General features: G+C 65.4%; 28 protein-coding genes. 11 read left to right on the top strand and 17 right to left on the bottom strand.

Annotated elements, in window-relative coordinates; all coding sequences use genetic code 11:
* From ACSFA8_RS14435 to ACSFA8_RS14425, 3 genes are all read right to left on the bottom strand, one after another.
* On the bottom strand, window positions 1–948 hold the full coding sequence (locus ACSFA8_RS14435) for a branched-chain amino acid ABC transporter permease (protein WP_435480188.1): 948 nt from the start codon (window positions 946–948) through the stop codon (window positions 1–3).
* Window positions 949–1,044: 96 nt separating this feature from the next.
* Window positions 1,045–2,280 (bottom strand): branched-chain amino acid ABC transporter substrate-binding protein, encoded by a 1,236-nt coding sequence (locus ACSFA8_RS14430; protein WP_435480187.1) that lies wholly within the window; start codon window positions 2,278–2,280, stop codon window positions 1,045–1,047.
* Between the two features lie 153 nt (window positions 2,281–2,433).
* Window positions 2,434–4,077, bottom strand: coding sequence for a 3-(methylthio)propionyl-CoA ligase (locus tag ACSFA8_RS14425; RefSeq protein WP_435480186.1), 1,644 nt, complete (start codon window positions 4,075–4,077; stop codon window positions 2,434–2,436).
* Window positions 4,078–4,201: 124 nt separating this feature from the next.
* Between ACSFA8_RS14425 and ACSFA8_RS14420 the strand changes: the two genes are divergently transcribed.
* The 5 genes from ACSFA8_RS14420 to ACSFA8_RS14400 are packed head-to-tail and all read left to right on the top strand — an operon-like array spanning window position 4,202 to window position 7,768.
* The gene (locus tag ACSFA8_RS14420) at window positions 4,202–5,692 is read left to right on the top strand and encodes a protein adenylyltransferase SelO (RefSeq protein WP_435480185.1); all 1,491 of its coding nucleotides are present in this window, start codon (window positions 4,202–4,204) and stop codon (window positions 5,690–5,692) included.
* Window positions 5,689–6,114, top strand: coding sequence for a peptide-methionine (R)-S-oxide reductase MsrB (gene msrB / locus ACSFA8_RS14415; RefSeq protein ID WP_435480184.1), 426 nt, complete (start codon window positions 5,689–5,691; stop codon window positions 6,112–6,114). Before ACSFA8_RS14420 ends, msrB begins: the two co-directional genes overlap by 4 nt.
* The gene (locus tag ACSFA8_RS14410; RefSeq protein WP_435480183.1) at window positions 6,111–6,653 is read left to right on the top strand and encodes a septation protein A; all 543 of its coding nucleotides are present in this window, start codon (window positions 6,111–6,113) and stop codon (window positions 6,651–6,653) included. The genes msrB and ACSFA8_RS14410 overlap by 4 nt, the downstream gene beginning before the upstream one ends.
* 2 nt (window positions 6,654–6,655) lie before the next feature.
* Window positions 6,656–6,934, top strand: coding sequence for a BolA family protein (locus ACSFA8_RS14405; protein WP_435480182.1), 279 nt, complete (start codon window positions 6,656–6,658; stop codon window positions 6,932–6,934).
* A 48-nt stretch (window positions 6,935–6,982) separates the two neighbouring features.
* Entirely contained in the window at window positions 6,983–7,768 is a 786-nt protein-coding gene (locus ACSFA8_RS14400; protein ID WP_435480181.1) for a peptidylprolyl isomerase, read from the top strand.
* Window positions 7,769–7,780: 12 nt separating this feature from the next.
* Here ACSFA8_RS14400 and ACSFA8_RS14395 read toward each other — a convergent pair whose 3' ends face one another.
* Window positions 7,781–8,728 (bottom strand): adenylate/guanylate cyclase domain-containing protein, encoded by a 948-nt coding sequence (locus ACSFA8_RS14395; RefSeq protein ID WP_435480180.1) that lies wholly within the window; start codon window positions 8,726–8,728, stop codon window positions 7,781–7,783.
* A 426-nt stretch (window positions 8,729–9,154) separates the two neighbouring features.
* On the opposite strand from ACSFA8_RS14395, the gene ACSFA8_RS14390 reads away from it, so the two are divergent.
* Window positions 9,155–9,391 carry a hypothetical protein gene (locus tag ACSFA8_RS14390; protein WP_435480179.1) on the top strand — a complete coding sequence of 79 codons (237 nt, stop codon included), beginning with the start codon at window positions 9,155–9,157 and terminating at the stop codon, window positions 9,389–9,391.
* 22 nt (window positions 9,392–9,413) lie between these two features.
* Here ACSFA8_RS14390 and ACSFA8_RS14385 read toward each other — a convergent pair whose 3' ends face one another.
* The 4 genes from ACSFA8_RS14385 to ACSFA8_RS14370 are packed head-to-tail and all read right to left on the bottom strand — an operon-like array spanning window position 9,414 to window position 12,304.
* The gene (locus ACSFA8_RS14385; RefSeq protein ID WP_435480178.1) at window positions 9,414–10,349 is read right to left on the bottom strand and encodes an LD-carboxypeptidase; all 936 of its coding nucleotides are present in this window, start codon (window positions 10,347–10,349) and stop codon (window positions 9,414–9,416) included.
* Complete coding sequence (tadA, locus tag ACSFA8_RS14380; RefSeq protein WP_435480177.1) at window positions 10,346–11,434, bottom strand: tRNA adenosine(34) deaminase TadA; 1,089 nt, start codon at window positions 11,432–11,434, stop codon at window positions 10,346–10,348. Before tadA ends, ACSFA8_RS14385 begins: the two co-directional genes overlap by 4 nt.
* 11 nt (window positions 11,435–11,445) lie before the next feature.
* Window positions 11,446–11,661: a hypothetical protein gene (locus ACSFA8_RS14375; protein WP_435480176.1), complete on the bottom strand. Its 216-nt coding sequence runs from the start codon at window positions 11,659–11,661 to the stop codon at window positions 11,446–11,448.
* Window positions 11,654–12,304, bottom strand: a complete 651-nt coding sequence (locus tag ACSFA8_RS14370; RefSeq protein ID WP_435480175.1) for an FMN-binding negative transcriptional regulator — start codon at window positions 12,302–12,304, stop codon at window positions 11,654–11,656. The genes ACSFA8_RS14375 and ACSFA8_RS14370 overlap by 8 nt, the downstream gene beginning before the upstream one ends.
* 87 nt (window positions 12,305–12,391) lie before the next feature.
* Here ACSFA8_RS14370 and ACSFA8_RS14365 point away from each other — a divergent pair, with 87 nt between their 5' ends.
* The gene (locus ACSFA8_RS14365; protein ID WP_435480174.1) at window positions 12,392–13,435 is read left to right on the top strand and encodes a DUF72 domain-containing protein; all 1,044 of its coding nucleotides are present in this window, start codon (window positions 12,392–12,394) and stop codon (window positions 13,433–13,435) included.
* 6 nt (window positions 13,436–13,441) lie between these two features.
* On the opposite strand, the gene ACSFA8_RS14360 is transcribed toward ACSFA8_RS14365, so the two are convergent.
* The 3 genes from ACSFA8_RS14360 to guaB all read right to left on the bottom strand — a co-directional run bounded on the left by ACSFA8_RS14360 (window position 13,442) and on the right by guaB (window position 17,291).
* Window positions 13,442–14,023, bottom strand: a complete 582-nt coding sequence (locus tag ACSFA8_RS14360; RefSeq protein WP_435480173.1) for a 2'-5' RNA ligase family protein — start codon at window positions 14,021–14,023, stop codon at window positions 13,442–13,444.
* 28 nt (window positions 14,024–14,051) lie between these two features.
* The gene (gene guaA / locus ACSFA8_RS14355; protein WP_435480172.1) at window positions 14,052–15,665 is read right to left on the bottom strand and encodes a glutamine-hydrolyzing GMP synthase; all 1,614 of its coding nucleotides are present in this window, start codon (window positions 15,663–15,665) and stop codon (window positions 14,052–14,054) included.
* 156 nt (window positions 15,666–15,821) lie between these two features.
* The gene (gene guaB, locus ACSFA8_RS14350) at window positions 15,822–17,291 is read right to left on the bottom strand and encodes an IMP dehydrogenase (RefSeq protein ID WP_435480171.1); all 1,470 of its coding nucleotides are present in this window, start codon (window positions 17,289–17,291) and stop codon (window positions 15,822–15,824) included.
* A 182-nt stretch (window positions 17,292–17,473) separates the two neighbouring features.
* Here guaB and ACSFA8_RS14345 point away from each other — a divergent pair, with 182 nt between their 5' ends.
* Window positions 17,474–17,995, top strand: a complete 522-nt coding sequence (locus ACSFA8_RS14345; RefSeq protein ID WP_435480170.1) for a DUF4124 domain-containing protein — start codon at window positions 17,474–17,476, stop codon at window positions 17,993–17,995.
* A gap of 45 nt (window positions 17,996–18,040) precedes the next feature.
* On the opposite strand, the gene ACSFA8_RS14340 is transcribed toward ACSFA8_RS14345, so the two are convergent.
* Together ACSFA8_RS14340 and ACSFA8_RS14335 are read right to left on the bottom strand one after the other, a co-directional pair.
* A complete protein-coding gene (locus tag ACSFA8_RS14340) occupies window positions 18,041–18,370 on the bottom strand; it encodes an RnfH family protein (RefSeq protein ID WP_435480169.1) in 330 nt (109 codons plus the stop codon).
* Window positions 18,370–18,819 carry a type II toxin-antitoxin system RatA family toxin gene (locus ACSFA8_RS14335; RefSeq protein WP_435480168.1) on the bottom strand — a complete coding sequence of 150 codons (450 nt, stop codon included), beginning with the start codon at window positions 18,817–18,819 and terminating at the stop codon, window positions 18,370–18,372. The genes ACSFA8_RS14340 and ACSFA8_RS14335 overlap by 1 nt, the downstream gene beginning before the upstream one ends.
* A 63-nt stretch (window positions 18,820–18,882) precedes the next feature.
* Between ACSFA8_RS14335 and smpB the strand changes: the two genes are divergently transcribed.
* The 3 genes from smpB (at window position 18,883) to ACSFA8_RS14320 (ending at window position 20,497) form a co-directional block, all read left to right on the top strand.
* Window positions 18,883–19,362, top strand: a complete 480-nt coding sequence (gene smpB, locus ACSFA8_RS14330; RefSeq protein ID WP_286543990.1) for an SsrA-binding protein SmpB — start codon at window positions 18,883–18,885, stop codon at window positions 19,360–19,362.
* Between the two features lie 27 nt (window positions 19,363–19,389).
* Entirely contained in the window at window positions 19,390–19,968 is a 579-nt protein-coding gene (locus ACSFA8_RS14325; protein ID WP_435480167.1) for an LbetaH domain-containing protein, read from the top strand.
* 142 nt (window positions 19,969–20,110) lie between these two features.
* On the top strand, window positions 20,111–20,497 hold the full coding sequence (locus ACSFA8_RS14320; protein WP_435480166.1) for a COG4315 family predicted lipoprotein: 387 nt from the start codon (window positions 20,111–20,113) through the stop codon (window positions 20,495–20,497).
* Window positions 20,498–20,551: 54 nt separating this feature from the next.
* Here the strand turns inward: ACSFA8_RS14320 and ACSFA8_RS14315 are convergent, their stop codons facing one another.
* The 4 genes from ACSFA8_RS14315 to truB form a co-directional block, all read right to left on the bottom strand.
* Window positions 20,552–21,427, bottom strand: coding sequence for a DMT family transporter (locus ACSFA8_RS14315; protein ID WP_435480165.1), 876 nt, complete (start codon window positions 21,425–21,427; stop codon window positions 20,552–20,554).
* Entirely contained in the window at window positions 21,424–22,170 is a 747-nt protein-coding gene (locus tag ACSFA8_RS14310) for a hypothetical protein (RefSeq protein WP_435480164.1), read from the bottom strand. The genes ACSFA8_RS14315 and ACSFA8_RS14310 overlap by 4 nt, the downstream gene beginning before the upstream one ends.
* 72 nt (window positions 22,171–22,242) lie before the next feature.
* Window positions 22,243–24,084: a translational GTPase TypA gene (gene typA / locus ACSFA8_RS14305; protein ID WP_435480163.1), complete on the bottom strand. Its 1,842-nt coding sequence runs from the start codon at window positions 24,082–24,084 to the stop codon at window positions 22,243–22,245.
* Complete coding sequence (truB, locus tag ACSFA8_RS14300) at window positions 24,081–25,061, bottom strand: tRNA pseudouridine(55) synthase TruB (protein WP_435480162.1); 981 nt, start codon at window positions 25,059–25,061, stop codon at window positions 24,081–24,083. Before truB ends, typA begins: the two co-directional genes overlap by 4 nt.
* Between the last annotated feature and the right edge of the window lie 56 nt (window positions 25,062–25,117).

The following is a 25,117-nucleotide window of genomic DNA, read 5'->3' as shown; positions in this document are numbered from 1 at the left end:
TCAACCTTCCCGCTTGCCGAGGAGACCCTTGGGCCGGAATATCAGGATCAGCACCAACAGCAGGTACGGCAGGATCGGCGCCACCTGTGCGACGCTGAGCTGCAGCAGTTCGTAGCCAAAGGTCTTGTCGGTGACGGTGATGCCGATCGCCTGGAGGCCCGACGCCATCGACTGGTCGATCGCGACCGCGAAGGTCTGCAGCACGCCGATGAGCAACGACGCGAGGAACGCGCCCGCGAGCGAGCCCATGCCGCCCACCACCACGACCACGAACACGATGGATCCCACCGCGCCCGCCATGGCCGGCTCGGTCACATAGGTGTTGCCGCCGATCACGCCGGCCAGCGCGGCGAGCGCAGCGCCGCCGCCAAACACCAGCATGAAGATACGCGGCACGTTGTGGCCCAGTGCCTCCACCGTTTCGGGGTGGGTCAGCGCGGCCTGTATCACCAGCCCGATACGGGTGCGCGTCAGCAACAGCCAGACCGACAGCAGCATCAGCATGGCGAGCAGCATGATGAACGAGCGCGACTTGGGGAACTGCGTGCCATACAGCGAGAACAGCGGGCCTTGCAATTGCTCTGGCAGGCCGTACGGAACCGTTGCACGGCCCCAGATCAACTGCACGAGTTCCAGAATCAGGTAGGACAAACCGAAGGTGACGAGCAGTTCAGGCACATGTCCGAACTTGTGAACGCGTCGCAAGCTGTAGCGTTCGAACAGCGCGCCGAGCACAAAAACCACCAGGGGCGCGATCACCAATGCCGGCCAGAAGCCCAGCACGCCGGAGATCGTGTACGCGAAATAGGCGCCGAGCATGTAGAAGCTGGTGTGCGCGAAATTGAGCACGCCCATCATGCTGAAGATCAGGGTCAGGCCCGAACTCAGCATGAACAACAACAGCCCGTAGCTGAGTCCGTTCAGCAGGGAGATGACAAAGAATTCCACGGTGTTTGTTCGTTGTTGGCGCTCGCAAAAGCCGGTGTACAAAAAAGCCGGTGAGCGACTCCCGTCACTCGCCGGCCTGCTGTGTTGTGGTGCGCCTCAGAACGGGCGCTTCATGTCGCAGCTGGTGGGCGTGCTCGCGATGTAGGGTTCGAGGTACTTCACCGGTGCAAAGGTGTAGCCGGTGTTTTCGACGTTGTATTTGTTCTTGGCGTCAACCTTCTGCCACTTCGAGATCCAGAGCCCTTGCTGCATCTGGTGATCGGTCTTGCGGATTTCGCTGTCGCCGTTGAATCCCTTGAACTTCAGGCCTTCCATCGCTGCCGCAACCTTCATCGGATCGGTGGACTTGGCCTTGGCCATCGCCTCGCCCAGAACCACGACACCGTTGTAGATCGAGAAAGTGTAGAAATCGTCGTTGAACTTCTTCTTGAACTCCGCCATCAGCCGGCCCAACTCGCCGGTGTAGTTGGAGTGGTTGTAGGCGATTTGATAGACCTCAAGATCGCCACCTGCGGCCAGCGCCGTCGGGGTGCCGGAAACGCCGGCGTAGTACGCGTAGATCGGAATCTTCAGGCCCGAATCGTTCAGCGCCTTGATCAGCAGGGTCATGTCCTGACCCCAGTTGCCGGTGACGATGGTGTCGGCGCCCGACTGCTTGATCTTGGCCACGTAGGGTGCGAAGTCCTTGACCTGGCCCAGCGGATGCAGGTCGTCGCCCACGATCTTGGCATCCGGCCGGTTGCGGGTGAGGCCTTCCTTGAAGAATTTGGAGACCTGCTGCCCGTGCGAATAGTTCTGGTTGATCAGGTAGATCTTCGAGATCTTGGGCTGATCCTTCATGAACGCCGTCAACGCAGCCATCTTCATCGAGGTGTCGGCATCGAGGCGGAAGTGCGCGAAGCTGCATTTCTCGTTCGTGAGCACCGGATCGACCGCGGCGTAGTTCAAGTAGACGATTTCCTTGCCGGGGTTGCGCTCGTTGTGTTTGGCGACGGCATCGGCCAACGGAACGGCCACGTTGGATCCGTTGCCCTGCGTGACGTAGCGAAAGCCCTGGTCGCTGGCGGCTTTCAGCAGATTCAGCGCTTCCTGCGGCGAGCTCTTGCTGTCCATTCCGACGATCTCGAACTTGACGCCTGCGGGATTCTTCGCGCCGCTCAGTTCCTGGGCCATCAGTTGCCAGCTCTTGAGCTGGTTCTGCCCCACATTGGCGAACGGGCCCGAAAGCCCCTCGATCATGGCGATCTTGACGGTTTCGCCCTTCTGGGCGAAAGCACCTGCGGCGGCGGCCATCATGACGCCGGCAGCTACAAATTTGAGTGTGAATTTCATGGGGATCGGTCTCCTGATCATCGGTATTCGAACGCGAAGTGAGAGTACAAGTCTTTAGTAGACCCCCCCTCAGGGAATGCCCGTAAGAAAGGCGGCGCCGAAGTCGTTTCTATCACCCATGCGACAGACGATGCTACCGGCCGGTAGGGCGTTTCAGAGCCCGGGCAGCTTGTAGCCCTTGAGCTGCTCGCGCAGCTTGGTCTTCAGGATCTTGCCGGTGGCGCCGAGCGGAATGGCTTCGACGAAGACCACGTCGTCCGGGATCTGCCACTTGGCGGTCTTGCCTTCGTAGAACTGCAGCAGTTCTTCGCGCGTGACTTCGCCGCCCGGCTTTTTCGCCACCACCACGATCGGGCGCTCGTCCCACTTGGGATGGAACACGCCGACGCAAGCCGCCAGGGCGATGGCCGGATGCGCGACCGCGATGTTCTCGATCTCGATCGAGCTGATCCACTCGCCGCCCGACTTGATCACGTCCTTGCTGCGGTCGGTGATCTGCAGGAAGCCGTCGGGGTCGATGGTGGCGACGTCGCCGGTGGGAAACCAGCCGCGACCTTGTGCATCGGGAATCAGCGGGTCGCCGCCCTCGCCCTTGAAATATTCCTTGACGATCCACGGGCCCTTGACCAGCAGGTCGCCGTAGGCCTTGCCGTCCCATGGCAGTTCCGCGCCATTGCCGTCGACGATTTTCATGTCGACGCCGAAGATCGCCCGGCCCTGCTTGAGGCGGATGGCAGCCTGCTCGGCGGCGGGCAGCTTCAAGTGCTTGTTCTTGAGCGTGCAAAGCGTGCCGAGCGGGCTCATCTCGGTCATGCCCCAGGCATGCAGCACCTCGACGTTGTACTGCTCCTGGAACGCGTGGATCATGGCCGGCGGACAGGCCGAGCCGCCGATCACCGTGCGGTTGAGCCTGGAGAACTTGAGGCCGTTGGCCTGCATGTGGCCCAGCATCATCTGCCAGACCGTCGGCACGCCGGCCGCAAAGGTGACGCCCTCGGCTTCGATGAGCTCGAAAACCGACTTGCCGTCCATCGCCGGCCCGGGAAATACCAGCTTGCAGCCGGTGAGCGCGGCCGAGTACGGGATGCCCCAGGCGTTGACGTGGAACATCGGCACCACCGGCAGCACCGAGTCGCGTGCCGACAGGCGCATCACGTCCGGCAGCGCGGCGGCGTAGGCATGCAGGATGGTCGAGCGGTGGCTGTAGAGCGCGGCCTTCGGGTTGCCGGTGGTGCCGCTGGTGTAGCACATGCTCGAGGCGGAGTTCTCGTCGAAAGCCGGCCAGTCGTAGCGGCTCGGATGCGGCGCAATCCAGGCTTCGTAGCTGACCAGATTGGGCACACCGCTGTCGGCCGGCAGCTTGTCGGCGTCGCACAGCGCGATCCACTTCTTCACGCCCGGGCAGCGCGCATGCACCGCCTGCACCAGCGGCAGGAAAGTCAGGTCGAACGCGAGGACCTGGTCTTCGGCATGGTTCGCGATCCACGCGATCTGGTCCGGATGCAGGCGCGGGTTGATGGTGTGCAGCACGCGGCCGGAGCCGCTCACGCCGTAATACAGCTCCAGATGCCGGTAGCCGTTCCAGGCCAGCGTGGCGACGCGGTCGCTGAACAGCAGGTCGCTGCCGTCGAGCGCATTGGCCACCTGGCGCGAGCGGGCTGCCACGTCGGTCCAGGTGTAGCGATGGATGTCGCCCTCGACGCGGCGCGAAACGATTTCGGCGTCGCCATGGTGGCGGTCGGCGAACTCGAGCAGCGACGAGATCAACAGCGGTTGGTCTTGCATCAAACCCAGCATCTGGAAGTTCCTTGTCTCAGTAATCAAAATTGTTGAGCGGGAGTATTGCGCAGCGCAGCATGCCGCCGATGCGGGAATGCCCGTACCGCCGGCGGGTGCGACGAACTGCCGGACAATCGCAGCCATGGATTCCCCTTCCGAAACGGCCGACCTCGCTGTCGCCTCCGAGACCGGGCTGCGATGGCGCAACGGGTTTGCGACCCTGGCACCGGCCTTTTTCACCCGACTTCAGCCCACCCCGCTGCCCGAACCGTACTGGGTCGGCCGCAGCGATGCGGCGGCCCGGCAGATTGGACTCGATGCCGACTGGTCCAGCTCGAGCGAAGCGCTGGAAGTCTTCACGGGCAATGCGCTGCTGCCCGGAATGGATCCGTTGGCGACCGTCTACAGCGGGCACCAGTTCGGTGTCTGGGCCGGCCAGCTCGGCGATGGGCGCGCGATCCTGCTCGGTGAAACGGAAAACGGCTTCGAAGTGCAGCTCAAGGGGGCCGGCCGGACGCCCTACTCGCGCATGGGCGATGGCCGTGCGGTGCTGCGCTCGAGCGTCCGCGAATTCCTTTGCAGCGAGGCGATGCACGCGCTCGGCATCCCGACCACGCGCGCGCTGTGCATGACGGGTTCCGACGCACGCGTGCGCCGCGAAGAACTCGAAACCGCCGCGGTGGTGACGCGCACCGCGACCAGCTTCATCCGCTTCGGCCATTTCGAGCACTTCTCGGCCAATGAGCGCTACGACGAACTGCGTGCGCTGGCTGACTTCGTGATCGACCGCCACTACCCGGCGTGCCGGGCCACCGAAGGCTTCGGCGGCAACGCCTACGCGGCGCTGCTCGAAGCCGTGAGCGAACGCACCGCGGCGCTGATGGCGCAGTGGCAGGCGGTCGGCTTTTGCCACGGCGTGATGAACACCGACAACATGAGCATCCTGGGGCTCACGATCGACTACGGCCCGTTCCAGTTTCTCGACGGCTTCAACCCGCGCCACATCTGCAACCACAGCGACACCGGCGGCCGCTATGCCTACAACCAGCAACCCAACGTGGCCTACTGGAACCTCTATTGCCTCGGCCAGGCTTTGCTCCCGCTGATCGGCGAGCAAGAGGTGGCGATCGCCGCGCTGGAGTCGTACAAGACCGTGTTCCCGCGCGAGTTCGAGCGGCGCATGGGCGCCAAACTGGGACTGGCCGATGCGCGCGATGGCGACCGCGGACTCATCGAAGGTGCGCTGTCGCTGCTGGCAAAGGAGCAGACCGACTGGACGATCTTCTGGCGCCGCCTGTCGCAACACATGGCCGGCGAGGATGCGCAAACCGTGCGCGACCTGTTCGCCGACACGGCTGCTTTCGACGCCTGGCTGCTATTATTTTCAGAGCGCCTTGCGACCGTCCCGCGGGCGTCGGCGGCCGATTTGATGCTGGCAACCAACCCGAAATTCGTGCTGCGGAACCACTTGGGCCAGCGGGCAATCGAATCGGCGCACCGCAAGGACTTCGCGGGCGTCGCAACCTTGCTGAAACTCCTCGAAACCCCATTTGAGGAACACGCCGGGCAAGATGCCTACGCCGGCTTCCCGCCCGACTGGGCCTCCTCGATCGAAATCAGCTGTTCATCATGACCTCCTCCGTCCAGAAAACCGACGCCGAATGGAAAGCCCTGCTCGCCGAAAAAGGCGCTGAGCGCGGCGCCTTCGAAGTCACCCGCCATGCCGCCACCGAGCGCCCTTTCACCGGCAAATACGAAGCCAACTGGGCCGACGGCATCTACCATTGCATCTGCTGCGGCGCCAAGCTGTTCGAATCGGGCACCAAGTTCGACGCCGGCTGCGGATGGCCGAGCTTTTCGGAAGAAGCGGTGCCGGGCGCGATCAGGAACATCGTCGACCGTTCGCACGGCATGACGCGCACCGAAAACGTCTGCGCCAACTGCGGCGCGCACCTGGGCCACGTGTTCCCCGACGGCCCGACCGAAACGGGCCTGCGCTACTGCATGAACTCGGCCTCGCTCGATTTCACTCCCGGCACCAAGACAAACGAATGAAACTGCTGCTCGACTTCTTCCCGATCCTGCTGTTTTTCGGCGCCTTCAAGCTGTACGACATCTATGTCGCGACGGGCGTGCTGATGGCCGGCACCGTGCTGCAGATGGCGATCATCTGGTTCACCACGCGCCGGCTGGAGCCGATGCAGAAGGCCACGCTGGTGCTGATCCTGCTGTTCGGCTCGCTCACGCTCGCGCTGCACGACGACCGCTTCATCAAATGGAAGCCGACCGCGCTGTACGGCGCGATGGCGCTCGCGCTGGCCGTCGCCTACTGGGGCTTTCGCAGGAATTTCCTCCAGGTGATGCTCGGCAAGCAGTTGCAGCTGCCCGACCGCATCTGGACGCACCTGAACGTCGCCTGGATCGGCTACTGCGTGTTCATGGCCACGATCAACGGCTATGTGGCGATGTACTTCAGCACCGACGCCTGGGTCAATTTCAAGCTCTGGGGCTATGCCTTCCCGATCGCCTTCCTGATCGCGCAGGGCCTCTACATTTCGCCCCATCTGAAGTCCGACGACACGCCCGCCGCATGAGCATGAGCACGACCACCACGCTGCTGCCGCGAGCGGCCGACCTCGAAGCCGCGCTGCGCCAAGCGCTGCAACCGACGGTGCTCGAAGTCATCGACGAGAGCGCCTCGCACGCCGGCCATGCCGGCGCCGGTGACGAGGGCTACGGCACGCACTTCCGGGTGCGCATCGCCAGCCCCTTGTTCGCCGGCAAACCGCGTGTTGCGCAGCATCGCCTTGTGTATGATGCGCTGCACATTTTTATCGCACAGGGCCTTCACGCCATTGCCATCGAGACGCTCTGAGCGTCACGTCTTTCGGCCGTCGCGCCCCCTCTTTACCCCCCGTTCATCATGAAAAAACAACTCCTGCAGGCCGTTGCGGCCGCGGCGCTCATCGGCGCCATTCCCGTGGCCGCCTTCGCGCAGAACGCCGCCATCGTCAACGGCAAGGCCGTGCCCAAGGCCCGCATGGACATGCTGGCCCAGCAGCTCGCCGCTGCCGGCCGCCCGGTGACCCCTGAAATGCAGACGCAGCTGCGCGAGGAAGTCGTCACGCGCGAAGTGTTCATGCAGGAAGCGCAAAAACAGGGCATCGACAAGAGCGACGAGTTCAGGGCGCAGCTCGAACTCGCACGCCAGGCAATCCTGATCCGCACGCTGTTCGACAACTACCGCAAGGCCAGCCCGGTGACCGATGCCGACGTGCAGGCCGAGTACGACAAGTTCGTCGCGGCCAACGGCGGCAAGGAATACAAGGCGCGCCACATCCTGGTCGAGAAAGAAGACCAGGCGCTGAAGATCCTGGCCGACCTGAAGAAGGGTGCCAAGTTCGAAGACCTCGCCAAGAAGCAGAGCAAGGATCCGGGATCGGGCGCCAACGGCGGCGACCTCGATTGGGCCAACCCGGCGAGCTTCGTGCCCGAGTTCTCGGAGGCCATGATCAAGCTCAAGAAGGGCGAAACCACGCCGGCACCGGTCAAGTCGCAGTTCGGCTACCACATCATCCGCGTCGATGACATCCGTCAGGCCACGTTGCCGAAGCTCGAGGAAGTCAAGCCGCAGGTCACCCAGCAACTGCAGCAGCAGAAGCTGCAAAAGTACCAGGAAGGCCTGCGCGCCAGCGCGAAGGTCGAGTAAGCGGCAACGCCCCTAGCGGGCGTCCTTTCGTCCCAGCAGCACGTTGTTGCCGGTGGTGTTGAACGAAATGGTCGGCGCGCTGAAATCGCTCAGCGGTGCGCCCAGGCCGATTTCTCCGCTGCCGTGCAGCACGCACTCGTCGCGCCGCAGCGCGATTTCGCCACTGGCCCCGGCGGTGCCGTGGAAGCGTACCCAGGTGCCGTAGGTGCTGACATCCACCAGCACACAACTGCCTTGCCGCGCCTCGATGCGAGCATGCAGGCGCGACACCCGCGGGTCATTGACCACGAACTGGGCTTCGTCGACGCGCCCCAGGTGAATCGGAAGTTCGTCCGCGCGAAACAGCGAGCGCACGTCGAGCCACGACAGCTCGATCTGGCCGAACGACGAGTCGGTCGGCCGCGGCTGGTGTGCCAGCGACGCCGGCATGGTGAGGAACTCCGTCACTTCGTCCTGCCAGTCGATGCGGTGCACGATCGGCGTTTCGCTCTTGCCACGAATATTGATCGGTCCTAGATTGCGATGCCGCACGCCGGTTTCACCGAGCTGGTCGATCACCGATTCGGTCGCCCAGATCTGCCCCGGGCCTGCCAGATCGCTCAGTCGGGATGCCAGATTGACCGCGTCGCCATAGGAGTCGCCATCGACCTCGAGCACCTCGCCGCTGGCCACCCCGATCTGAAGATCCATGCGCAGTGGCGCTGGCCACACCATCAGGCGCTTCTGGTGGTTGCGCTGCAGCTCAAGCACCGCGCCGACAGCGGATGCTCCGTCTGGAAATATCGCAAACACGCCATCGCCGAGCGTCTTGACGACGCGCCCGTGGTGCGATTCGCAAACACCTCCGATCCACTGAACAAGCCGGGTGACCGTTTCCGTCGCGCGCGCATTGCCCATGGCCTCGAACACGCGAGTGCTCCCGGTCAAATCAGCAAATACGACGGTGGGGGGAGCGGCCATTTTTATCAACTTGGTATCGATCGCACTGAAATTATGGCAAAGCAGCCCTCATCGCTGTCGATGCGCTCCTACTGACAACCGCGGTCAACCGGTTCAAAAAGACTCTGTGCATTTGATACACAGGGTACGCCGGCTTCGCCATATTGGTTTCACCCGTTTCGCATTCTCACGAACAAGGTAGAACTTAGGTATCCATTCCTCAGAAGACGCATAAGGACTTTCGTGAAGTATGTTGTTTTTAAACATTAAAAAGTGTGCCCCCGCTTGTGCCGAGGGTGCGTTACCCGTAACGTCACCCCATCAACTGCTCCGGCGATTCGCCTTTGCGCCATGATTTCACTCAGTGGTTTCTTTCGACTTCTGTCTATTCCGGGCTTCGGATCGCGGGGTTCGGAGCCACGCCACACAAGTCGCATCCGCAATGCCATGCTCTCCCTGCTCCAGGTGCATGGCGGCCATGGCATTCAGCGCGTCGCCCAGCGGGTGCGCTTCGCCGATGACCTCGAAGCGCTGTGGTACTTGCGCCAGGATGTGATGTCCGCGCTGGTCGAGCTCGATGGCGAGGCAGCGGCGCGTCGGCAGCTGCGCCCCATCAACGTCATGTTCAAAGGGCGCTTGCCCGAAACCATGGGGCCGCGCGCCCACCATCGCTTCAGCGTCTGACGCCAGACACCTCCGGTATCGCTCAATGGTGATGAGCGTGCCGATGTCCCCACACCATGAACACATCGCGGCCCTCGGCCGCGATTTCCACTTTGGCGCCGACAGGTAGCAGCACCTTGGTCGGCACATGGCCAAATGGCAGGCCGGTCAGCACCGGCGCCTTGATCTGGCCGCGCAACCGCTCCACCACCCCCTGCAGACTGAAACCGCGGTCGTTCGGCACCTTGCGGTAGCCGGTGAACTGGCCCATCAGGATCGCTTTCTGACGCGCGAGCACGCCCGCATGGCGCAGTTGCTCAAGCATGCGTTCGATCCGGTAGGGATGCTCGCCCACGTCCTCGAGAAACAGCACGCCATTGTCGATCACCGGAAAGTAGGGTGTGCCGAGCAGACTGGTCAGCACGCAGAGATTGCCGCCCCACAGCTGCGCGCCATGGATGCTGCGCATGCCGCTCGCGGCCTCGGCATCGCGTGCGGGCAGCCGCCAGCCGGTGCCCTCGCCCTGCCCGGCCAGCAGGTCGTCGAAGCAGGCTTCCATGATGTCGTCGGAACCGGCCTCGGCGCCAAAGTCTTCGCCCACGGCCGGCCCGGCCCAGCTGACGGCACCGGTCTTGGCCAGCAATGCCTGCTGGAACGCGGTGAAGTCGCTCAGGCCGACGAACTCGGTGCCATGTGCGATCGCCTTGGCCACGGCCTTGTACGGCAGTGCGTCGAGGATGCGCGTCAGGCCATAGCCGCCGCGCGAGATCAGGGCGACGTCGGCACCGCTGGCGGCGGCACGGGCAATGGCGGCAAGCCGCGTGGCGTCGTCGCCGGCAAAGCGTTGGTGGACGGCGAGTGCGGCTTCGTCGATCTCCACGTCATGGCCCAAGGCCTTGAGCCGGGCCACGCCGCGCTTGAATGCAGCCTTGTCGCGCACTGCGCTCGACGGCGAAAAAATGTAGATGTGTTTGGTCACGGCGCGAAGTATCCCATTGCGGCCTCGGCCAGCTCGGACGCCTGCGCCGGCGCGAGGTCAAACACCTGGCCTCGGGGCGCCTTCCATGCGCGCAGACCAGCCTGGTAGCCGGCATCGACGAATGGCAGGCGCCAGGCCGCGTCACTGGCCGCATCCGACTGGCTCCGGGCACAGAGGCGGCCGACGATCCGCTGCGGCAGGGAAGCGGCGAGCAACGCAGCCAGCACATCGTCTCCGGTGCCATGCACCAGCAGAACCCGCGGCAATGCCAGTCGTTCAATCCACTCGCGCAACACCCCGGCATGCCATTCGGGCCGGTGCGCAGTTTCGCGCTTGGGCTTGTCGCTGCGCCCGAAGCCGATGAGGTCGGGAACCAGCACGCGCGGCCCGTCGAGCGCCACGAGCCGGTCGATCAGATGCCTGTACAGGTAACCCCACTGGCCGGGCCCGTGCAGCGCGACGATGGCCAGCGGCGCATCCGCCGGGCCCTCGTCGACGAAGTGCAGGCGCCAGCCATTCAGGCTCGGCAGCTCGCTCAGGTAGTGCGGCGTCCAGGGCCAGTCGGGCAACGCGGCAAAACGGGCGTCGGGCGTGCGCAGGGCATCGTCGCGCAATGGCTGCGCCTGCTCGCGTGCCTGGTCGCGGCGCGCACGAAAGAACTGCTGCAGCAGCGCCCCGCATTCGTGCGCCAGCACCCCGCCCTGCACCACCGTTCGATGGTTCAGTTGCGGCTGGGCAAACAGGTCGAGCACCGAACCGGCAGCGCCGGTCTTCGGGTCGGCCGCGCCGAACACCACGCGCGCCAGCCGCGCGTGCAGCATCGCGCCGGCGCACATGGCGCACGGTTCGAGCGTCACATACAGCGTGCAGCCATCGAGCCTGTAGTTACCCAGCGCGGAGGCCGCGGCGCGCAGCGCATTGATTTCGGCATGGGCACTCGGATCGTGCTGCGCCACCGGCGTGTTGCGGCCGATGGCGATCTGGACGCCGTCTTTCACGAGCACGGCGCCGACCGGCACCTCGCCCGCGTCGGCAGCCACGCGCGCCTCGCCGAGTGCGCGTTGCATCCAGTCGGCATCTGTCATGGAAGGGCCGGCTACTTGGCGTCGTCCGGCAGGGGGCGGGCCTGCATCGCGGCATCGACCTGCTCCCGCACCTGCTGCTGGATCTGCTGGCTTTGCGCACGCACGGCGGGCGCCGGTGCGCCGGACTGCGGCGCCGCCGCAGGCGCCACGCTGTTCATCTGCTTCTTCACGAGCACGCCGACGATCAACAGTGCCAGCACCAACCCGATCAACCCCAGGCTACGCATGCTCGGTTCCTTTGTCGATGGCCATGCCGAGCCGCTGCATCCAGACGGCCAGCGCCCGCTCGTCGGGCGTGCCCTGGCTGTAGGTGGCGTGCATTGCCGCATGAGATTCTTTGCGGTGCTGGTTGAGCTTGACCTTGCACTGGAGCGCCGTGACGCGCAGCTCGAAGCCGACGATGCCGGCCAGCATCTTTTGCTGAAAGTCGTCGCCCAGATCGCGCCACTGCTGCGCATACGCCGGTTCGTGCTGGCCGATCAGGCGCTTGAGCAGCGCGTCTTTTTCGGCCGGTGCCTCGACCAGCCGCGCCTCGACCGTGCAATGCACCGCCAGGTAGTTCCAGGTGGGAACGCGGGCCAGATCCGGATACACCGACGGCGACAGGTAGGCGTGCGGGCCGAGGAACGTGACAACGGCCCGGGGCCGTGCCTGCAGGTAGCGCCAGTGCGGATTGGGTTTGGCGCAGTGGCCCCAGAGCACCAGCTCGCCCGACTCGCCCTCAGCGCGTTCTTCGAGCACGAGCGGCAGGTGCGTCACGCAGGGCACGCCCTCGTCGTCGTTCGAAATGAGACTGGCGAAAGCGTGGTCGCGCATCAGCTCGACGGCTGTGGCGCGATCCTTCACATTGAATTGGGGCGGCAGGTACATGGCCCCGCCATTGTCGCCTCGCGCCCGTCCGATGGGCGCTGCCGCCCTATTTGGCTTGATCCAGAGTCGGTGTCACGCAAGCCCCACATGCAAGACGCCCTCTTCGACGACCCGGACATGCCGCCCGTGCCCGCTGCGGCCGCGGGCACCGTGCGCAAGCGCGCCGGGGAGCCAAAAGTGTTGCCGGCACCCATCGATCCCGCACAGCAGACATTGGCCGCCGCACTGCCGCCGCAGTTGCGACTCGGCACCTCGTCCTGGTATTTCCCGGGATGGGTCGGTCTGGTCTGGGACGGCGAGTACGGACAGCCGGTCTTGTCGAAGCACGGGCTGGCCGCCTATGCAAAGCATCCACTGCTGCGCAGCGTGAGCCTGGATCGCACGTTCTACCGGCCGCTCTCGGCCAGCCAGTTCGCCGCCTATGCGGCGCAGGTACCGGACGACTTCCGCTTTGTCGTGAAGGCGCCGAGCCTCGTGGCCGATGCGATGGTGCGGGCGGAAGATGGGCGGGGCGAGCAGCCGAACCCGGTCTTTCTCGACCCCGCGCTCGCGGCGCAACAGTTCGTGCAGCCCGCACTGGACGGCCTTGGCGACAAGATCGGCGCGCTGGTGTTCCAGTTGAGCCCGTTGCCGGGATCGATGCTGGCGCAGATGCCGGAGATCCTGCAACGCCTGCGCGCGATGCTGGCCGCCCTGCCCGCGCTGCGCCCTGCCGCGCCCTACGGCGTGATCGCGGTCGAAGTGCGCAACCCGGAGTTCCTGACGCCAGCCTTCGTGGAAGTGCTGCGCGAGGCCGGCGCCACCTACTGCCTGGGCCTGCATCCCAAACTGCCGCCGATCGCCGCACAACTGCCGCTGTTGCGCGCGCTGTGGCCGGGGCCGCTGGTCTGCCGCTGGAACCTGAACCGCCTGCACGGCGGCCATGGCTACGAGCAGGCCAAGGCGCTCTACGAACCTTTCGACAAGCTGGTCGACCCGGATCCCGAGACGCGCGAAGCGCTGGCCCGCGTGATCGCGGGCACCACGGGCGCGGGCCACAACGCCTACGTCACGGTCAACAACAAGGCGGAAGGGTCGGCGCCGCTGTCGGTGCTGGCGCTGGCGCGCGCGGTCGCACGCCTGGGCGGGTGACCACGCTCAGCGGCGCAGGGGCCAGCGCGCCAGGGTCTCGTGCCCGTGCCTGCGCTGGTTGATCGCGCTGTGAACCAGCACGAATTCGCGCGCGATCCACGCGATCGGCTCCACGTCGTGTTCGGGAACCGCCTGTTCGTCATACAGCAGCGTCAGATGCGGCACGAAGTTGCCGCTCGCGCGCCCACCGATGGTGGCGAGCAATGCCTGATGAAACGCCACCAGCCCCGCCACCCCGCTGCCATGCCCACCCAGAACCACCGGCCGTCGCTCGACCTTGCCGAAGGTCATGGCGCGATCCAGCACCACCTCGAAGGGCGGGAAGCGGAGCGCCGACAGGGCCGGGCCAGCCGCCGCCACGATGTCATGCGGCAAGCCCGCGTAGTCGCCCAGATGATGCAGCGTGACGTGAAGCCGCTCCGTTGCGAGCGGCTTGCCGCCCATGCGATGCGCCTCTGCGAGCTGGTGCGCGAGCATCCTGGCGCGCGCAGCGGCATCGGTGTCCGGAAGGATCGCGAAGAACAGCCGGTCGGTCGGCAGCGGCGCGGCGACGATACCGTCCAACGAAAGCTGTGCTGGGTTACTCATGCCGCATCCAACGCGGGTCTTGCCGCGGTCACTCCCACTCGATCGTCGCCGGCGGCTTGGAACTCACGTCGTAGGTCACGCGGTTGATCCCGCGCACCTCGTTGATGATGCGGCCCGACACCTTCTTGAGCAGCGCGTAGGGCAGCTCGGCCCAGTCGGCGGTCATGAAGTCGCTGGTCTGCACAGCGCGCAGCGCCACCACGTAGTCGTAGGTGCGTCCGTCGCCCATCACGCCCACGCTCTTGACCGGCAGGAACACGGTGAAAGCCTGGCTGGTGAGGTCGTACCAGCTCTTGCCGGTGGCGGGGTCGATGAAGTTGCGCAGTTCCTGGATGAAGATGTCGTCGGCGCGGCGCAGCAGGTCTGCGTATTCCTTCTTCACTTCGCCGAGGATGCGCACGCCCAGGCCGGGGCCTGGGAACGGGTGGCGGTACACCATCTCGGGCGGTAGGCCGAGCGCCACGCCCAACTCGCGCACCTCGTCCTTGAACAGGTCGCGCAGCGGCTCCAGCAGCTTCAGGCCCAATTGCTCGGGCAGGCCGCCGACGTTGTGGTGGCTCTTGATGGTGACGGCCTTCTTGCTCTTGGCGCCGCCGGACTCGATCACGTCGGGGTAGATCGTGCCCTGGGCCAGCCACTTGGCACCCTTGGCGCCCGCGCTGGTGAGCTTGGCGGCCTCCTGCTTGAACACGGTGACGAACTCGCCGCCGATGATCTTGCGCTTGGCTTCGGGCTCGCTCACGCCCGCGAGCTTGCCGAGGAAAAGGTCGCTCGCGTCGACGCGGATCACCTTGGCGTGCAGCTTGCCGACGAACATGTCCATCACGAGGTCGCCCTCGTTCAGCCGCAGCAGGCCGTGGTCGACGAACACACAGGTCAGTTGATCGCCGATCGCGCGGTGGATCAGCGCAGCCGCCACCGAAGAATCGACGCCGCCGGAGAGGCCCAGGATGACCTCTTCGTCGCCGACCTGCTCGCGGATCTTCGCGACCGCTTCGGCGATGTGGTCGCGCATGACCCAGTCGGGCTTGGCGTTGCAGATGTCCAGCACGAAGCGGTTCAGGATCGCCTGTCCCTGCAAGGTGTGCGTGACTTCGGGATGGAACTGCACGGCATAGAAGCCACGTTCTTCGTCTGCCATGCCGGCAATCGGGCAACTCTCGGTGCTGGCCATGAGCTTGAAGCCTGGCGGCATTTCGGTCACGTTGTCGCCGTGGCTCATCCAGACGTGCAGCATGCCGTGGCCTTCGGGCGTGGCGTAGTCCTGGATCCCGTCGAACAGCTTCGTGTGGCCGCGGGCACGAATCTCGGCGTAGCCGAATTCGCGCTTGTGACCGCCTTCCACCGTACCGCCGAGCGCGTGAGCAATCGCGTACATGCCAAAGCAGATGCCCAGCACCGGCACGCCAAGCTCGAACACGGCCTGCGGCGCGCGCAGGCTTTCGTCTTCCCACAGGCTCGCGTGGCTGCCAGACAGGATCACGCCCTTGAGCGTGCCGTCCTTCGCGTACTCGCGCACCCATTCGTCGCTGACGTCGCACGGATGCACCTCGCTGAGCACATGGGCTTCCCGCACCCGGCGGGCGATGAGCTGAGTGACTTGCGAGCCGAAATCGAGAATCAGGATCTTGTCGTGTTGCATGGAATAACCCGAAAAAGCATTTCGCCGCGAACCACTGCCGGTACCGCAGCCCATTCCAGAAACACCGCGGAACCGGCTTTGCCGGGCCGCTGGTGTTGCCCCCTGCAAGGGGGTTGGCGCGCGCGACACGAAGTGCGCGCAGCCTGGGGGTGAGCCCTATTCCGCCCGGTAGTTGGGCGCTTCCTTCGTGATCTGCACGTCGTGCACGTGGCTCTCGCGGATGCCGGCGGTGGTGATCTCGACGAACTCGGCCTTGTTCTTCATGTCCTCGATCGTGGCGCAACCGCAGTAGCCCATGCTGGCGCGCACGCCGCCGGCCATCTGGTAGACGATCGACACGATCGAGCCCTTGTAGGGCACGCGGCCTTCGATGCCCTCGGGCACCAGCTTGTCGGTGTTGGGGTTGCCGGTGCTCGACTCCTGGAAGTAGCGGTCGGCGCTGCCCTGCTGCATGGCGCCGATGCTGCCCATGCCACGGTAGCTCTTGTAGCTGCGGCCCTGGTACAGCACGATCTCGCCGGGCGCCTCTTCGGTGCCAGCGAACATGCTGCCCATCATCACGGTGCTGGCCCCTGCGGCGATGGCCTTGGCGATGTCGCCCGAGTAGCGCACGCCGCCGTCGGAGATCAACGGCACGCCGGTGCCTTGCAAGGCGGTGGCAACGCTGTCGACCGCCATGATCTGCGGCACGCCGACACCGGCCACGATGCGCGTGGTGCAGATCGAGCCGGGGCCGATGCCGACCTTGACCGCATCGGCGCCGACGTCTGCCAGCGCACGCGCCGCGTCGCCGGTCGCGATGTTGCCGCCGATCACGTCGACCTGCGGATAGTTCTTCTTGACCCAGCGCACGCGTTCGATCACGCCGGCACTGTGGCCGTGCGCGGTGTCCACCACGATCGCGTCGACGCCGGCCTTGACCAGGGCCTCGACGCGCTCCTCGGTGCCCTCGCCCACGCCGACCGCAGCACCCACGCGCAGGCGGCCGTTGGCATCGCGTGCGGCATTGGGGAAGCTGGTCTGCTTGGTGATGTCCTTGACGGTGATCAGGCCCTTGAGCTCCCAGTCGCCGTTGATGACCAGCAGGCGCTCGAGCTTGTACTTGTTGAGCAGTGCCTTGGCGTCGGCCAGCGTCGTGCCGTCGGGCACGGTGATGAGCTTGTCGCGCTGCGTCATGATCTCGCTGACCGGCACGTCGTAGCGCGTTTCGAAGCGCAGGTCGCGTCCGGTCACGATGCCGACCACCTTGCCGCCGTCGATGACCGGAAAGCCTGAAATACCGAGCTGGTCCGACAGCGCCATCACCTGCCGCACCGAGTGCGTCGGCGTGATCACCACCGGGTCGCGCAGCACGCCCGATTCGTAGCGCTTCACACGGGCCACCTCGGCGGCCTGTTGCTGCGCCGTGAGGTTCTTGTGCACGATGCCGATGCCACCCTCTTGCGCGATCGCGATCGCGAGACGCGCTTCGGTCACGGTGTCCATCGCCGCCGAAACCAGTGGCAGGTTCAGCGAGATGTTGCGGGAGAGTCGGGTGGCGAGGGAGGTGTCCTTGGGCAGGACCTGGGAGAACGCTGGCACCAACAACACGTCGTCGAAGGTGAGCGCTTTGCCGAGAAGGCGCATGGGTGAAGCTCCAAAAGACGGATTGTAACGATCGCTCCGTAGTTACCCGGACGGCCCGGGCCTTGCCCCCGATGCGAGGTGGCAACACTCGTGGTCCGCAACTGTTGCCGAATGCCCGCGTTACACGGTAAATGCGCCGCCGACGGCGTTACAAACCCTCACACAGCGCTAAACTTCCCGCCATGAAATTTGTGCACGTCTTGATTCTCGGATGGGCCTGCGCGCTGCCGCTGGCGGCCAGCGCGCAATGGCAGTGGATCGACAACACCGGCAAGAAGGTTTTCAGCGACCAGCCGCCGCCGCTCGACGTGCCCGAAAAGAACATCCTGCGCCGCGCGGCCGGCGCCTCACAGCGCGCGAGCGTCGCGCCCGCGCCCGGTGCTGCCACTGCCCCGGACGCCGCTGCGCCGGGTGCTGCGCCTGCAGCCGGCGTCCCGAAGCCGACCGGTGTCGACAAGGAACTCGCGGAAAAGACGCGCAAGGCCGAGGAGGTCGAAAAAGCCAAGCAGGCCGCCGAGGCCCAGAAGGTCGCGCAGGCCAAGGCCGACAACTGCACCCGTGCCAAACAGGGCAAGGCCACTTTCGACAGCGGCATCCGCGTTGCGCGCGTCAACGCCCAGGGTGAGCGCGAGATCATGGACGACAAGGCACGGGCTGCCGAAGCACAGCGCGTGCAAGCGGTGATCGACAGCGACTGCAAGTAAAAAGCGCGCTATCGAAAAGATAGCGCGCCTTGCTTTGCAGAACGCTCAGTAGCCGGCCTTGCCGCCGTCGCGCCGCCGGGCAAACAACCCCGTTGCACGCGCGCCCTGCCGGCGGAAACGCTCACGCCGGGCCACTTTGGGGTCGACGACGAGCGGCCGGCAGAGCTCGACGCGATCGCCATCGCTCAACGCACGATCCCACTCGATGGCGCGGCCCCAAAGACCGGCGGGCAGTGCGGCCCAGTCCAGCGCCGGAAACTGCGCGGGCAGTGCGCTGGCAAGCACCGCATCGCGCGCAGTGGCCCCTTCGGGCAGTTCCAGCAGCGCTTCGAACACTTCGCGCGGAGCCGGCGAATAGACCAGCGTGATCTGCATCAGGCGGGCTTGCCGTAGACCTGTTCCGCGCGCTTGACGAAGGCTTCGACCAGGCTTGAGGCGATCGTGTCGAACATCGGGCCGATCAGGGTCTGCAAGCCGAAATTGCTGAACCCGTAGCTCAGGTTCAGGTCGATGCGGCAGGCCCGCTCGGCGGTGTCGCCCACCGGCTGAAACTTCCAGACGCCGTCGAGACTGGAGAATGGGCCGCTTATGAGCTTGAGCCGCACCTCCCGGCCCGGCACGTGGGTGTTGCGCGTGGTGAAACTCTGGTGGATGCCGCCGAAACCGAGGCCGACTTCGGCCGTCATGCCTGCCTCGTCCTCCTCGATGACCCTGGAGCGGTCGCACCAGGGCAGAAACTCGGGATACCTGGCGACATCCGTGACGAGCCCGTACATCTCTTCGGCGCTGTACCAGATCAAAACGGACTTGTGAACTGTTTTCATAGAATGGGCACGAGCGTGCGCGACGGATTGTATTGAAGCCATGCAGACCCCAAATCAAGCGCCATGGCCACCAAGAAAAAACAAGACCCCTCCACCCGCATCGCCGACAACAAGAAGGCAGCCTACAACTACTTCTTCGAGGAACGCTTCGAGGCCGGGATGGTGCTCGAGGGCTGGGAAGTCAAATCACTGCGCGAGGGCAAGGTGCAACTGACCGACGGCTACGTCATGATCCGCGACGGCGAGATGTTCATCGTCGGCTGCCAGATCAATCCGCTGCGCAGCGCTTCGACCCACACCACGCCTGACTCGATCCGCACCAAGAAGTTGCTGCTGCACAAGGAGCAGATCCGCCGCCTCACCGGCAAGGTAGAGCAAAAGGGCTACACGCTGGTGCCGCTCAACCTGCACTGGAAAGCCGGCAAGGTGAAGTGCGAGATCGCGCTTGCCAAGGGCAAGGCGGAGCACGACAAGCGCGACACCATCAAGGATCGCGAAGGCAAGCGCGAAGTCGAGCGGGCCATGAAAAGCCGCAGCCGCTGAACCATTCACACCGTCCACGCTCCGAACATGGCACTCCAACCCCTCGATGCCCGGCAGGTGCGACCGCACCAGGGCGGCCCCAGCTTCACGCTGTCGAACCGGCTGTTCCGTGCCACATGGGGCCTCGTGTGGGCCGTGCTCGCTTCGTGGACGCCACCACCGCTGCGCGGCTGGCGACGTTTCCTGTTGAAGCTTTTCGGCGCGCAGATGGGCGAACTCGCCGACGTGCGCGGCAGTGCCACCGTCTGGTATCCGCCGCACCTGCAGATGGCCGACCGGACGTTGCTGGCCGAACGGGTCACCTGCTACAACATGGCGCCGATCTCGCTCGGGGAAGGCGCACTGGTTTCGCAGGGCGCGCACCTTTGTGCCGGCACCCACGACATCTCCACGCCGGAGTTCCAGCTGTTCGCCAAACCCATCGCGATCGGCGCCAGGGCCTGGATCGCCGCCGAGGCTTTCGTAGGCCCCGGCGTGACGGTGGGCGAAGGCGCGGTGCTCGGCGCGCGGGCCGTCGCCTTCAGTGCGCTCGAGCCCTGGGGGGTCTACACCGGCAACCCCGCCGTGCTGCTCAAGCGCCGCGTCCTCCAGGCAAAAACTTCCTGAGGACAAGGGAATCTGGCGGGCGAATCCTTGCCGGGTCTTGCCACGGTGATGTACCGACAACCCGAGCGGGCGCCGGCTGGTCGGGGCTAGACTGTCCATCGCGCATTTGTTTATCGTTTTTTTAACTGAAGGAGAAATCTTCATGAAATTGCTCAGCGCTTCCATCCTCGCCGTCGCCCTTCTCGCAGGCTGCGGCGGAATGAAGACCGCCATGGCACCGGACACCCCGACCCGCACGGTCGACGGCGTGTTGATCGGCCCGACCGGCATGACGCTCTACACCTTCGACAAGGACGCCGCCAACAGCGGCAAATCGGTCTGCAACGGCCAGTGCGCCACCAATTGGCCGCCGCTGATGGCGCCCGAGGGCGCCAAGCCGATGGGCGGCTACAACATCGTGACGCGCGACGACGGCAAGAAGCAGTGGGCCTACAAGGGCTGGCCGCTCTACTACTGGATCAAGGACACCAAGGCCGGCGACAAGACCGGTGACGGCGTCGGCGGCACCTGGAAACTCGCGAAGCCCTGAAAGGCTTTCGCCCTAAAAAAAATGCCGGCCCCAGCGCCGGCTTTTTTTGTGGGCTCAGGCCTCGCGGCGGCGCCAGCCCAGCCATTCGTTGACCACCAGTGCGCCGACCACGAGCGCCCCGCCGGCCAGCACGCTCGGGGCCGGTTTCTCGTCGGCACCGATCCATGCGAAAGCGATGCCGAAGATCACTTCGAGCAGCGCCAGCAATGCCACCTCCGGCGCCTTGAGCACCTTGGCGCAGACCATCGAGAGCACGCAGGGAATGGCGAGCTGGAACAGCCCCAGAAACGCCAGCAGGCCGAGGTCGTGCGCATTGGCACTGAACGGCCAGGCCAGCGGCAAGGTGAGCAGTGCCGACAGCGCCGCCCCGATCAGCACCGCCGGCACCAGGTCGATGTCGTGGCCCTGCGCGTGGGCATGCTGCACCACCGTCCAGTTGCAAGCCAGCGCCAACGGCACGCAGAGAGCGACGAAGGTGCCCGTCATCGGGCCCTGCCCGAACTGCTGGCCGTACATCCACGCAATGCCTGCGCCGGCCACCGCGATCGCGCCCCAGGTGCGCGCGGCCAGCCGATGGCCGATGAAGATGCGCGCCGCGAGCGCCGTGAACAGCGGCCCGACGGCCATCGTCACCAGCACGTTGGCGGTCGAGGTCATCGTGAGCGCGACCATGAAGGCGGTGAACATCACGCACCAGCAGACACCCGACACCCAGAGTGCGATACCGCCGCGGCGAATCTTGCCGAACACCGCCCACCCCTGCCAGGCCGGCAGGATCACGAGCAGGGCCAGCACCGTGAACAGGCTGCGCCAGAACGTGACCTCGAAGCTGCGCGCGGCCTCCAGATGGCGCGTCACCACGCCGGCCGTGGCCCACAACAAAGTGATGCCGACCATCAGCCAGACGGCCCGGTGATGCGACAGCTTCATGGAGCGGTGCCCAGCAGGCACAGTGCGGTGCACCGGTCGTCGCTCATCGCGTCGGCGATGCGCCGCACGGCCTCGCGCTGCGGGCCCGCGGGAAGCTGCTGCGGCGGCGGCAGCAGACGCATTGCCATGGTTCGCGACGCCAGCGGCAGCGCACGCGCGTGCACCGGCGCCAGTTCGGCCATCAGGTCGAGCAGGCTGCAGTAGGCCGGGCCGAAGCGCGTGTCCGCCAAGCAGGTGGCAACACCGGCGTAGAGCTGAAGCAGCGAGGTCTGGCTGCGCTTCAATCCGCCGAGCCGCAGCTGCGAGGCCTGGCGCTCGCCCATTTGCCGCAGCATGGCCTCGGCGACCGGCACCTGACGCGCGATGCAGCGCGCCAAAAACGGTTGCAACACCGCCAGCTCGTCCTGAAACTCCAGGACATTGCGCACCACCACCGATGCGTCGATGCCGCCCGGCTGAACGGCGCCGAAGCTGATGTAGGCCGTGATCGCCGCCTTGTCGCGGTCGCACAGATCCGAAAGCACGCCGAGCTCGGCCGGCGTGTAGCTCATGTCGTCCAGGAAGCGCGGCGCATCGCCCAGCACCCGCAGCAAGGTGCCACCTTCTGCCTCGGCCAGACGTGGCATGCGCCCTGGCTGTGCCGCGCGCAACGCGTCGAACGCGCGGCCCGCGTCGGCGTGCGCGGCCAACGCCGGGGCGGAAGCCGCGCCGGCTAGAGACGGTGCCAGGGCCGCGAGAACCATTGCACCGATAGCCAGCGGCGACCGCCACCGCAGCCCTCTGCTCACGGCTTCACGCCCTGCGAGTCGTGCAACTCAGGCGGCGACGGTGTCGCGGCCCGCGCGCTTGCGCTCGTGTTCCTTCAGGTAGCGCTTGCGCAGGCGCACGCTCTTGGGCGTGATTTCGACCAGTTCGTCGTCCTCGATGAACTCCACGCCATATTCAAGCGTGAGTTCGATCGGCGGGGTCACCTTGATCGCATCTTCCTTGCCCGAGACCCGGAAGTTGGTCAGTTGCTTGGTGCGCGTGGCATTGACCACCAGGTCGTTGTCGCGGCTGTGGATGCCGACGATCATGCCTTCGTACACCGGGTCGTTGGCGCGCACGAACATGCGGCCGCGGTCGTCCAGCTTACCCAGCGCGTAGGTGAAGATTTCGCCATCGTCCATCGAGATCAGCACGCCGTTCTTGCGGCTGGCGATCTCGCCCTTGTGCGGCTCGTAGCTGTCGAAGATGTTGCTGATCAGGCCGGAGCCGCGGGTCAGATTCAGGAACTCGTTGGTGAAGCCGATCAGGCCACGCGCCGGAATGCGGTATTCGAGACGCACGCGGCCGCGGCCGTCCGGTTCCATGTTGACCAGTTCGCCCTTGCGTTCGCCCAAAGCCTGCATGACGCCGCCCTGGTGCTGGTCTTCGATGTCGGCGGTCACCAGTTCGATCGGCTCGTGCTTCTCGCCGTCGATGGTGCGGAACACCACGCGCGGCTTCGACACGGCCAGCTCGTAGCCCTCGCGGCGCATGTTTTCCAGCAGGATGGTCAGGTGCAGTTCGCCGCGGCCCATGACCTCGAAGATGCCTTCTTCGTCGGTTTCCTTGACGCGCAGGGCAACATTGTGTTGCAGCTCTTTCTGCAGGCGATCCCAGATCTGGCGGCTGGTGATGTACTTGCCTTCGCGGCCGGCCAGCGGGCTGGTGTTGACGCAGAAGTTCATCGTCAGCGTCGGCTCGTCGACCTTGAGCATCGGCAGCGGGGCCGGATTGGTCGGGTCGGTGACCGTCACGCCGATGCCGATGTCGGACAGGCCGTTGATCAGCACGATTTCGCCCGGGCCGGCTTCCGCCGTCTGCACGCGCTCCAGACCCTGGAAAGTCAGCACCTGGTTGACGCGGCCCTTGACGACCTTGCCGTCCGGGCCTTCCATCACTACCACGTCCATCATGGGCCTGATGGTGCCGGCGCTGATGCGGCCCACGCCGATGCGGCCCACGAAGGTCGAGAAGTCGAGTGCCGAAATCTGCAGTTGCAGCGGCGCCTCAGGGTCGCCCTCTTGCGCCGGCACGTGCTTGAGCACCGTGTTGAACAGGGCCGACATGTCGGGGCCCCACTGCTCGCCCTGTTCGCCCTCTTCCAGCGACGACCAGCCGTTGATGCCCGAGGCATAGACCACCGGGAAATCAAGCTGCTCATCGGTAGCGCCAAGCTTGTCGAACAGGTCGAAAGCGGCGTTGACCACGTAGTCGGGGCGCGCACCGGGCTTGTCGACCTTGTTCACCACCAGGATCGGCTTCAAGCCCAGGGCGAGCGCCTTCTTGGTCACGAAACGCGTCTGGGGCATGGGGCCTTCCTGCGCGTCGATCAGCAGCACCACACCATCGACCATGCTCAGTGCACGTTCCACTTCGCCGCCGAAGTCGGCGTGGCCGGGTGTGTCGACGATGTTGATGTGCGTGCCTTCCCAGGTCACGGCGCAGTTCTTGGCCAGGATCGTGATGCCCCGCTCTTTTTCGATGGCGTTGTTGTCCATCACGGTGTCGACCACCTTCTCGTGCTCGGCAAAGGTGCCGGACTGGCGCAGCAGCTGGTCGACCATGGTGGTTTTGCCATGGTCAACGTGGGCAATGATGGCGATGTTGCGGATTTGCTTGGGAGTGCTCATGGTGTCGCTTCAGTCGAAAGTAATGTTTGCTGGATTTCGATGGGGTTCAGCAAGCGCCCCGGGATCAGTTCGCCGGACACGACATGCGCCGTGCCCAGAAATGCATGCGGCTCGGCGCCGAACACGGCCACCTCGGCCGCATCGGCCCATTCGCCGCGCCGGCGCAGGCCGGACAGGAAACGCGCCGCATCTTCCGTGCCGAGCATGACGCGGCTGTGGCCGGCGACCAGAGATTCGGCCGGCAGCAGTTGCGCCAGGCGTTCTTCTTCGCTCATGGCTTCGAGCGCTTCGAGCGTCACGCACTGCGACACGTCGAAATCGCCGGTCGCAGTACGGCGCAGCGCCGTCAGGTGCGCGCCGCAGCCAAGCGCCTCGCCGATGTCTTCGCCCAGCGTGCGGATGTAGGTGCCTTTGCTCACGGTAGCGGTCAACCTGATGGCCGACTGCCCGGACAGCGCGGGTGCTTCAGCCAAACCGAGCTTGTAGATCACGACGTCGCGCGCGGCGCGCTCGATTTCGATGCCCTCGCGCGCGTACTCGTACAACGCCTTGCCGTCTTTCTTGAGGGCGCTGTGCATCGGCGGGGTCTGGCGGATCGGGCCGGTGAACTGCGCCTCGACACGCGCCAGGTCATCGGCATTCACGTTCACCGTGCGCTCGGCGATCACTTCGCCCTCGGCGTCGCCGGTCGAGGTTTTCACGCCCAGGCGCGCAGTGGCCTCGTAGGTCTTGTCGGCATCGAGGTGCAACTGGCTGAACTTGGTTGCCGCGCCGAAACACAGCGGCAGCACTCCGGTCGCGAGCGGATCGAGCGTGCCGGTGTGGCCGGCTTTTTCGGCGCGCAGCAACCACTTGGCCTTCTGCAAGGCCTGGTTGCTGGAGAGACCCAGCGGCTTGTCGAGCAACAACACTCCATGCACAGGGCGCCGCTGCACCCGTTTGCGTGGCGCGGGACTGTCGCCCCCACGGTCTTTCAATGCGTGTAAATCCCTGCCCCCCAAGGGGGCCTTCGCACCTTGGGGCGGCCCTGCGG

Origin of the sequence: Variovorax nitratireducens, assembly GCF_051216545.1 — a bacterium.
GTDB lineage: Bacteria > Pseudomonadota > Gammaproteobacteria > Burkholderiales > Burkholderiaceae_C > Variovorax.
The sequence above is the reverse complement of the archived record's forward strand: the minus strand, read 5'-3'. Positions and strand labels throughout refer to the sequence as shown.

Bases quoted from the DNA above. Each gene is read 5' to 3' on its own strand.
- ACSFA8_RS14430 (WP_435480187.1), bottom strand. From the start codon at position 2,280: ATGAAATTCACACTCAAATTTGTAGCTGCCGGCGTCATGATGGCCGCC.
- ACSFA8_RS14425 (WP_435480186.1), bottom strand. From the start codon at position 4,077: ATGCTGGGTTTGATGCAAGACCAACCGCTGTTGATCTCGTCGCTGCTC.
- ACSFA8_RS14420 (WP_435480185.1), top strand. From the start codon at position 4,202: ATGGATTCCCCTTCCGAAACGGCCGACCTCGCTGTCGCCTCCGAGACC.
- msrB (WP_435480184.1), top strand. From the start codon at position 5,689: ATGACCTCCTCCGTCCAGAAAACCGACGCCGAATGGAAAGCCCTGCTC.
- ACSFA8_RS14410 (WP_435480183.1), top strand. From the start codon at position 6,111: ATGAAACTGCTGCTCGACTTCTTCCCGATCCTGCTGTTTTTCGGCGCC.
- ACSFA8_RS14405 (WP_435480182.1), top strand. From the start codon at position 6,656: ATGAGCACGACCACCACGCTGCTGCCGCGAGCGGCCGACCTCGAAGCC.
- ACSFA8_RS14400 (WP_435480181.1), top strand. From the start codon at position 6,983: ATGAAAAAACAACTCCTGCAGGCCGTTGCGGCCGCGGCGCTCATCGGC.
- ACSFA8_RS14395 (WP_435480180.1), bottom strand. From the start codon at position 8,728: ATGGCCGCTCCCCCCACCGTCGTATTTGCTGATTTGACCGGGAGCACT.
- ACSFA8_RS14390 (WP_435480179.1), top strand. From the start codon at position 9,155: ATGCTCTCCCTGCTCCAGGTGCATGGCGGCCATGGCATTCAGCGCGTC.
- tadA (WP_435480177.1), bottom strand. From the start codon at position 11,434: ATGACAGATGCCGACTGGATGCAACGCGCACTCGGCGAGGCGCGCGTG.
- ACSFA8_RS14375 (WP_435480176.1), bottom strand. From the start codon at position 11,661: ATGCGTAGCCTGGGGTTGATCGGGTTGGTGCTGGCACTGTTGATCGTC.
- ACSFA8_RS14370 (WP_435480175.1), bottom strand. From the start codon at position 12,304: ATGTACCTGCCGCCCCAATTCAATGTGAAGGATCGCGCCACAGCCGTC.
- ACSFA8_RS14365 (WP_435480174.1), top strand. From the start codon at position 12,392: ATGCAAGACGCCCTCTTCGACGACCCGGACATGCCGCCCGTGCCCGCT.
- ACSFA8_RS14360 (WP_435480173.1), bottom strand. From the start codon at position 14,023: ATGAGTAACCCAGCACAGCTTTCGTTGGACGGTATCGTCGCCGCGCCG.
- guaA (WP_435480172.1), bottom strand. From the start codon at position 15,665: ATGCAACACGACAAGATCCTGATTCTCGATTTCGGCTCGCAAGTCACT.
- guaB (WP_435480171.1), bottom strand. From the start codon at position 17,291: ATGCGCCTTCTCGGCAAAGCGCTCACCTTCGACGACGTGTTGTTGGTG.
- ACSFA8_RS14345 (WP_435480170.1), top strand. From the start codon at position 17,474: ATGAAATTTGTGCACGTCTTGATTCTCGGATGGGCCTGCGCGCTGCCG.
- ACSFA8_RS14340 (WP_435480169.1), bottom strand. From the start codon at position 18,370: ATGCAGATCACGCTGGTCTATTCGCCGGCTCCGCGCGAAGTGTTCGAA.
- ACSFA8_RS14335 (WP_435480168.1), bottom strand. From the start codon at position 18,819: ATGAAAACAGTTCACAAGTCCGTTTTGATCTGGTACAGCGCCGAAGAG.
- smpB (WP_286543990.1), top strand. From the start codon at position 18,883: ATGGCCACCAAGAAAAAACAAGACCCCTCCACCCGCATCGCCGACAAC.
- ACSFA8_RS14325 (WP_435480167.1), top strand. From the start codon at position 19,390: ATGGCACTCCAACCCCTCGATGCCCGGCAGGTGCGACCGCACCAGGGC.
- ACSFA8_RS14320 (WP_435480166.1), top strand. From the start codon at position 20,111: ATGAAATTGCTCAGCGCTTCCATCCTCGCCGTCGCCCTTCTCGCAGGC.
- ACSFA8_RS14315 (WP_435480165.1), bottom strand. From the start codon at position 21,427: ATGAAGCTGTCGCATCACCGGGCCGTCTGGCTGATGGTCGGCATCACT.
- ACSFA8_RS14310 (WP_435480164.1), bottom strand. From the start codon at position 22,170: ATGGTTCTCGCGGCCCTGGCACCGTCTCTAGCCGGCGCGGCTTCCGCC.
- typA (WP_435480163.1), bottom strand. From the start codon at position 24,084: ATGAGCACTCCCAAGCAAATCCGCAACATCGCCATCATTGCCCACGTT.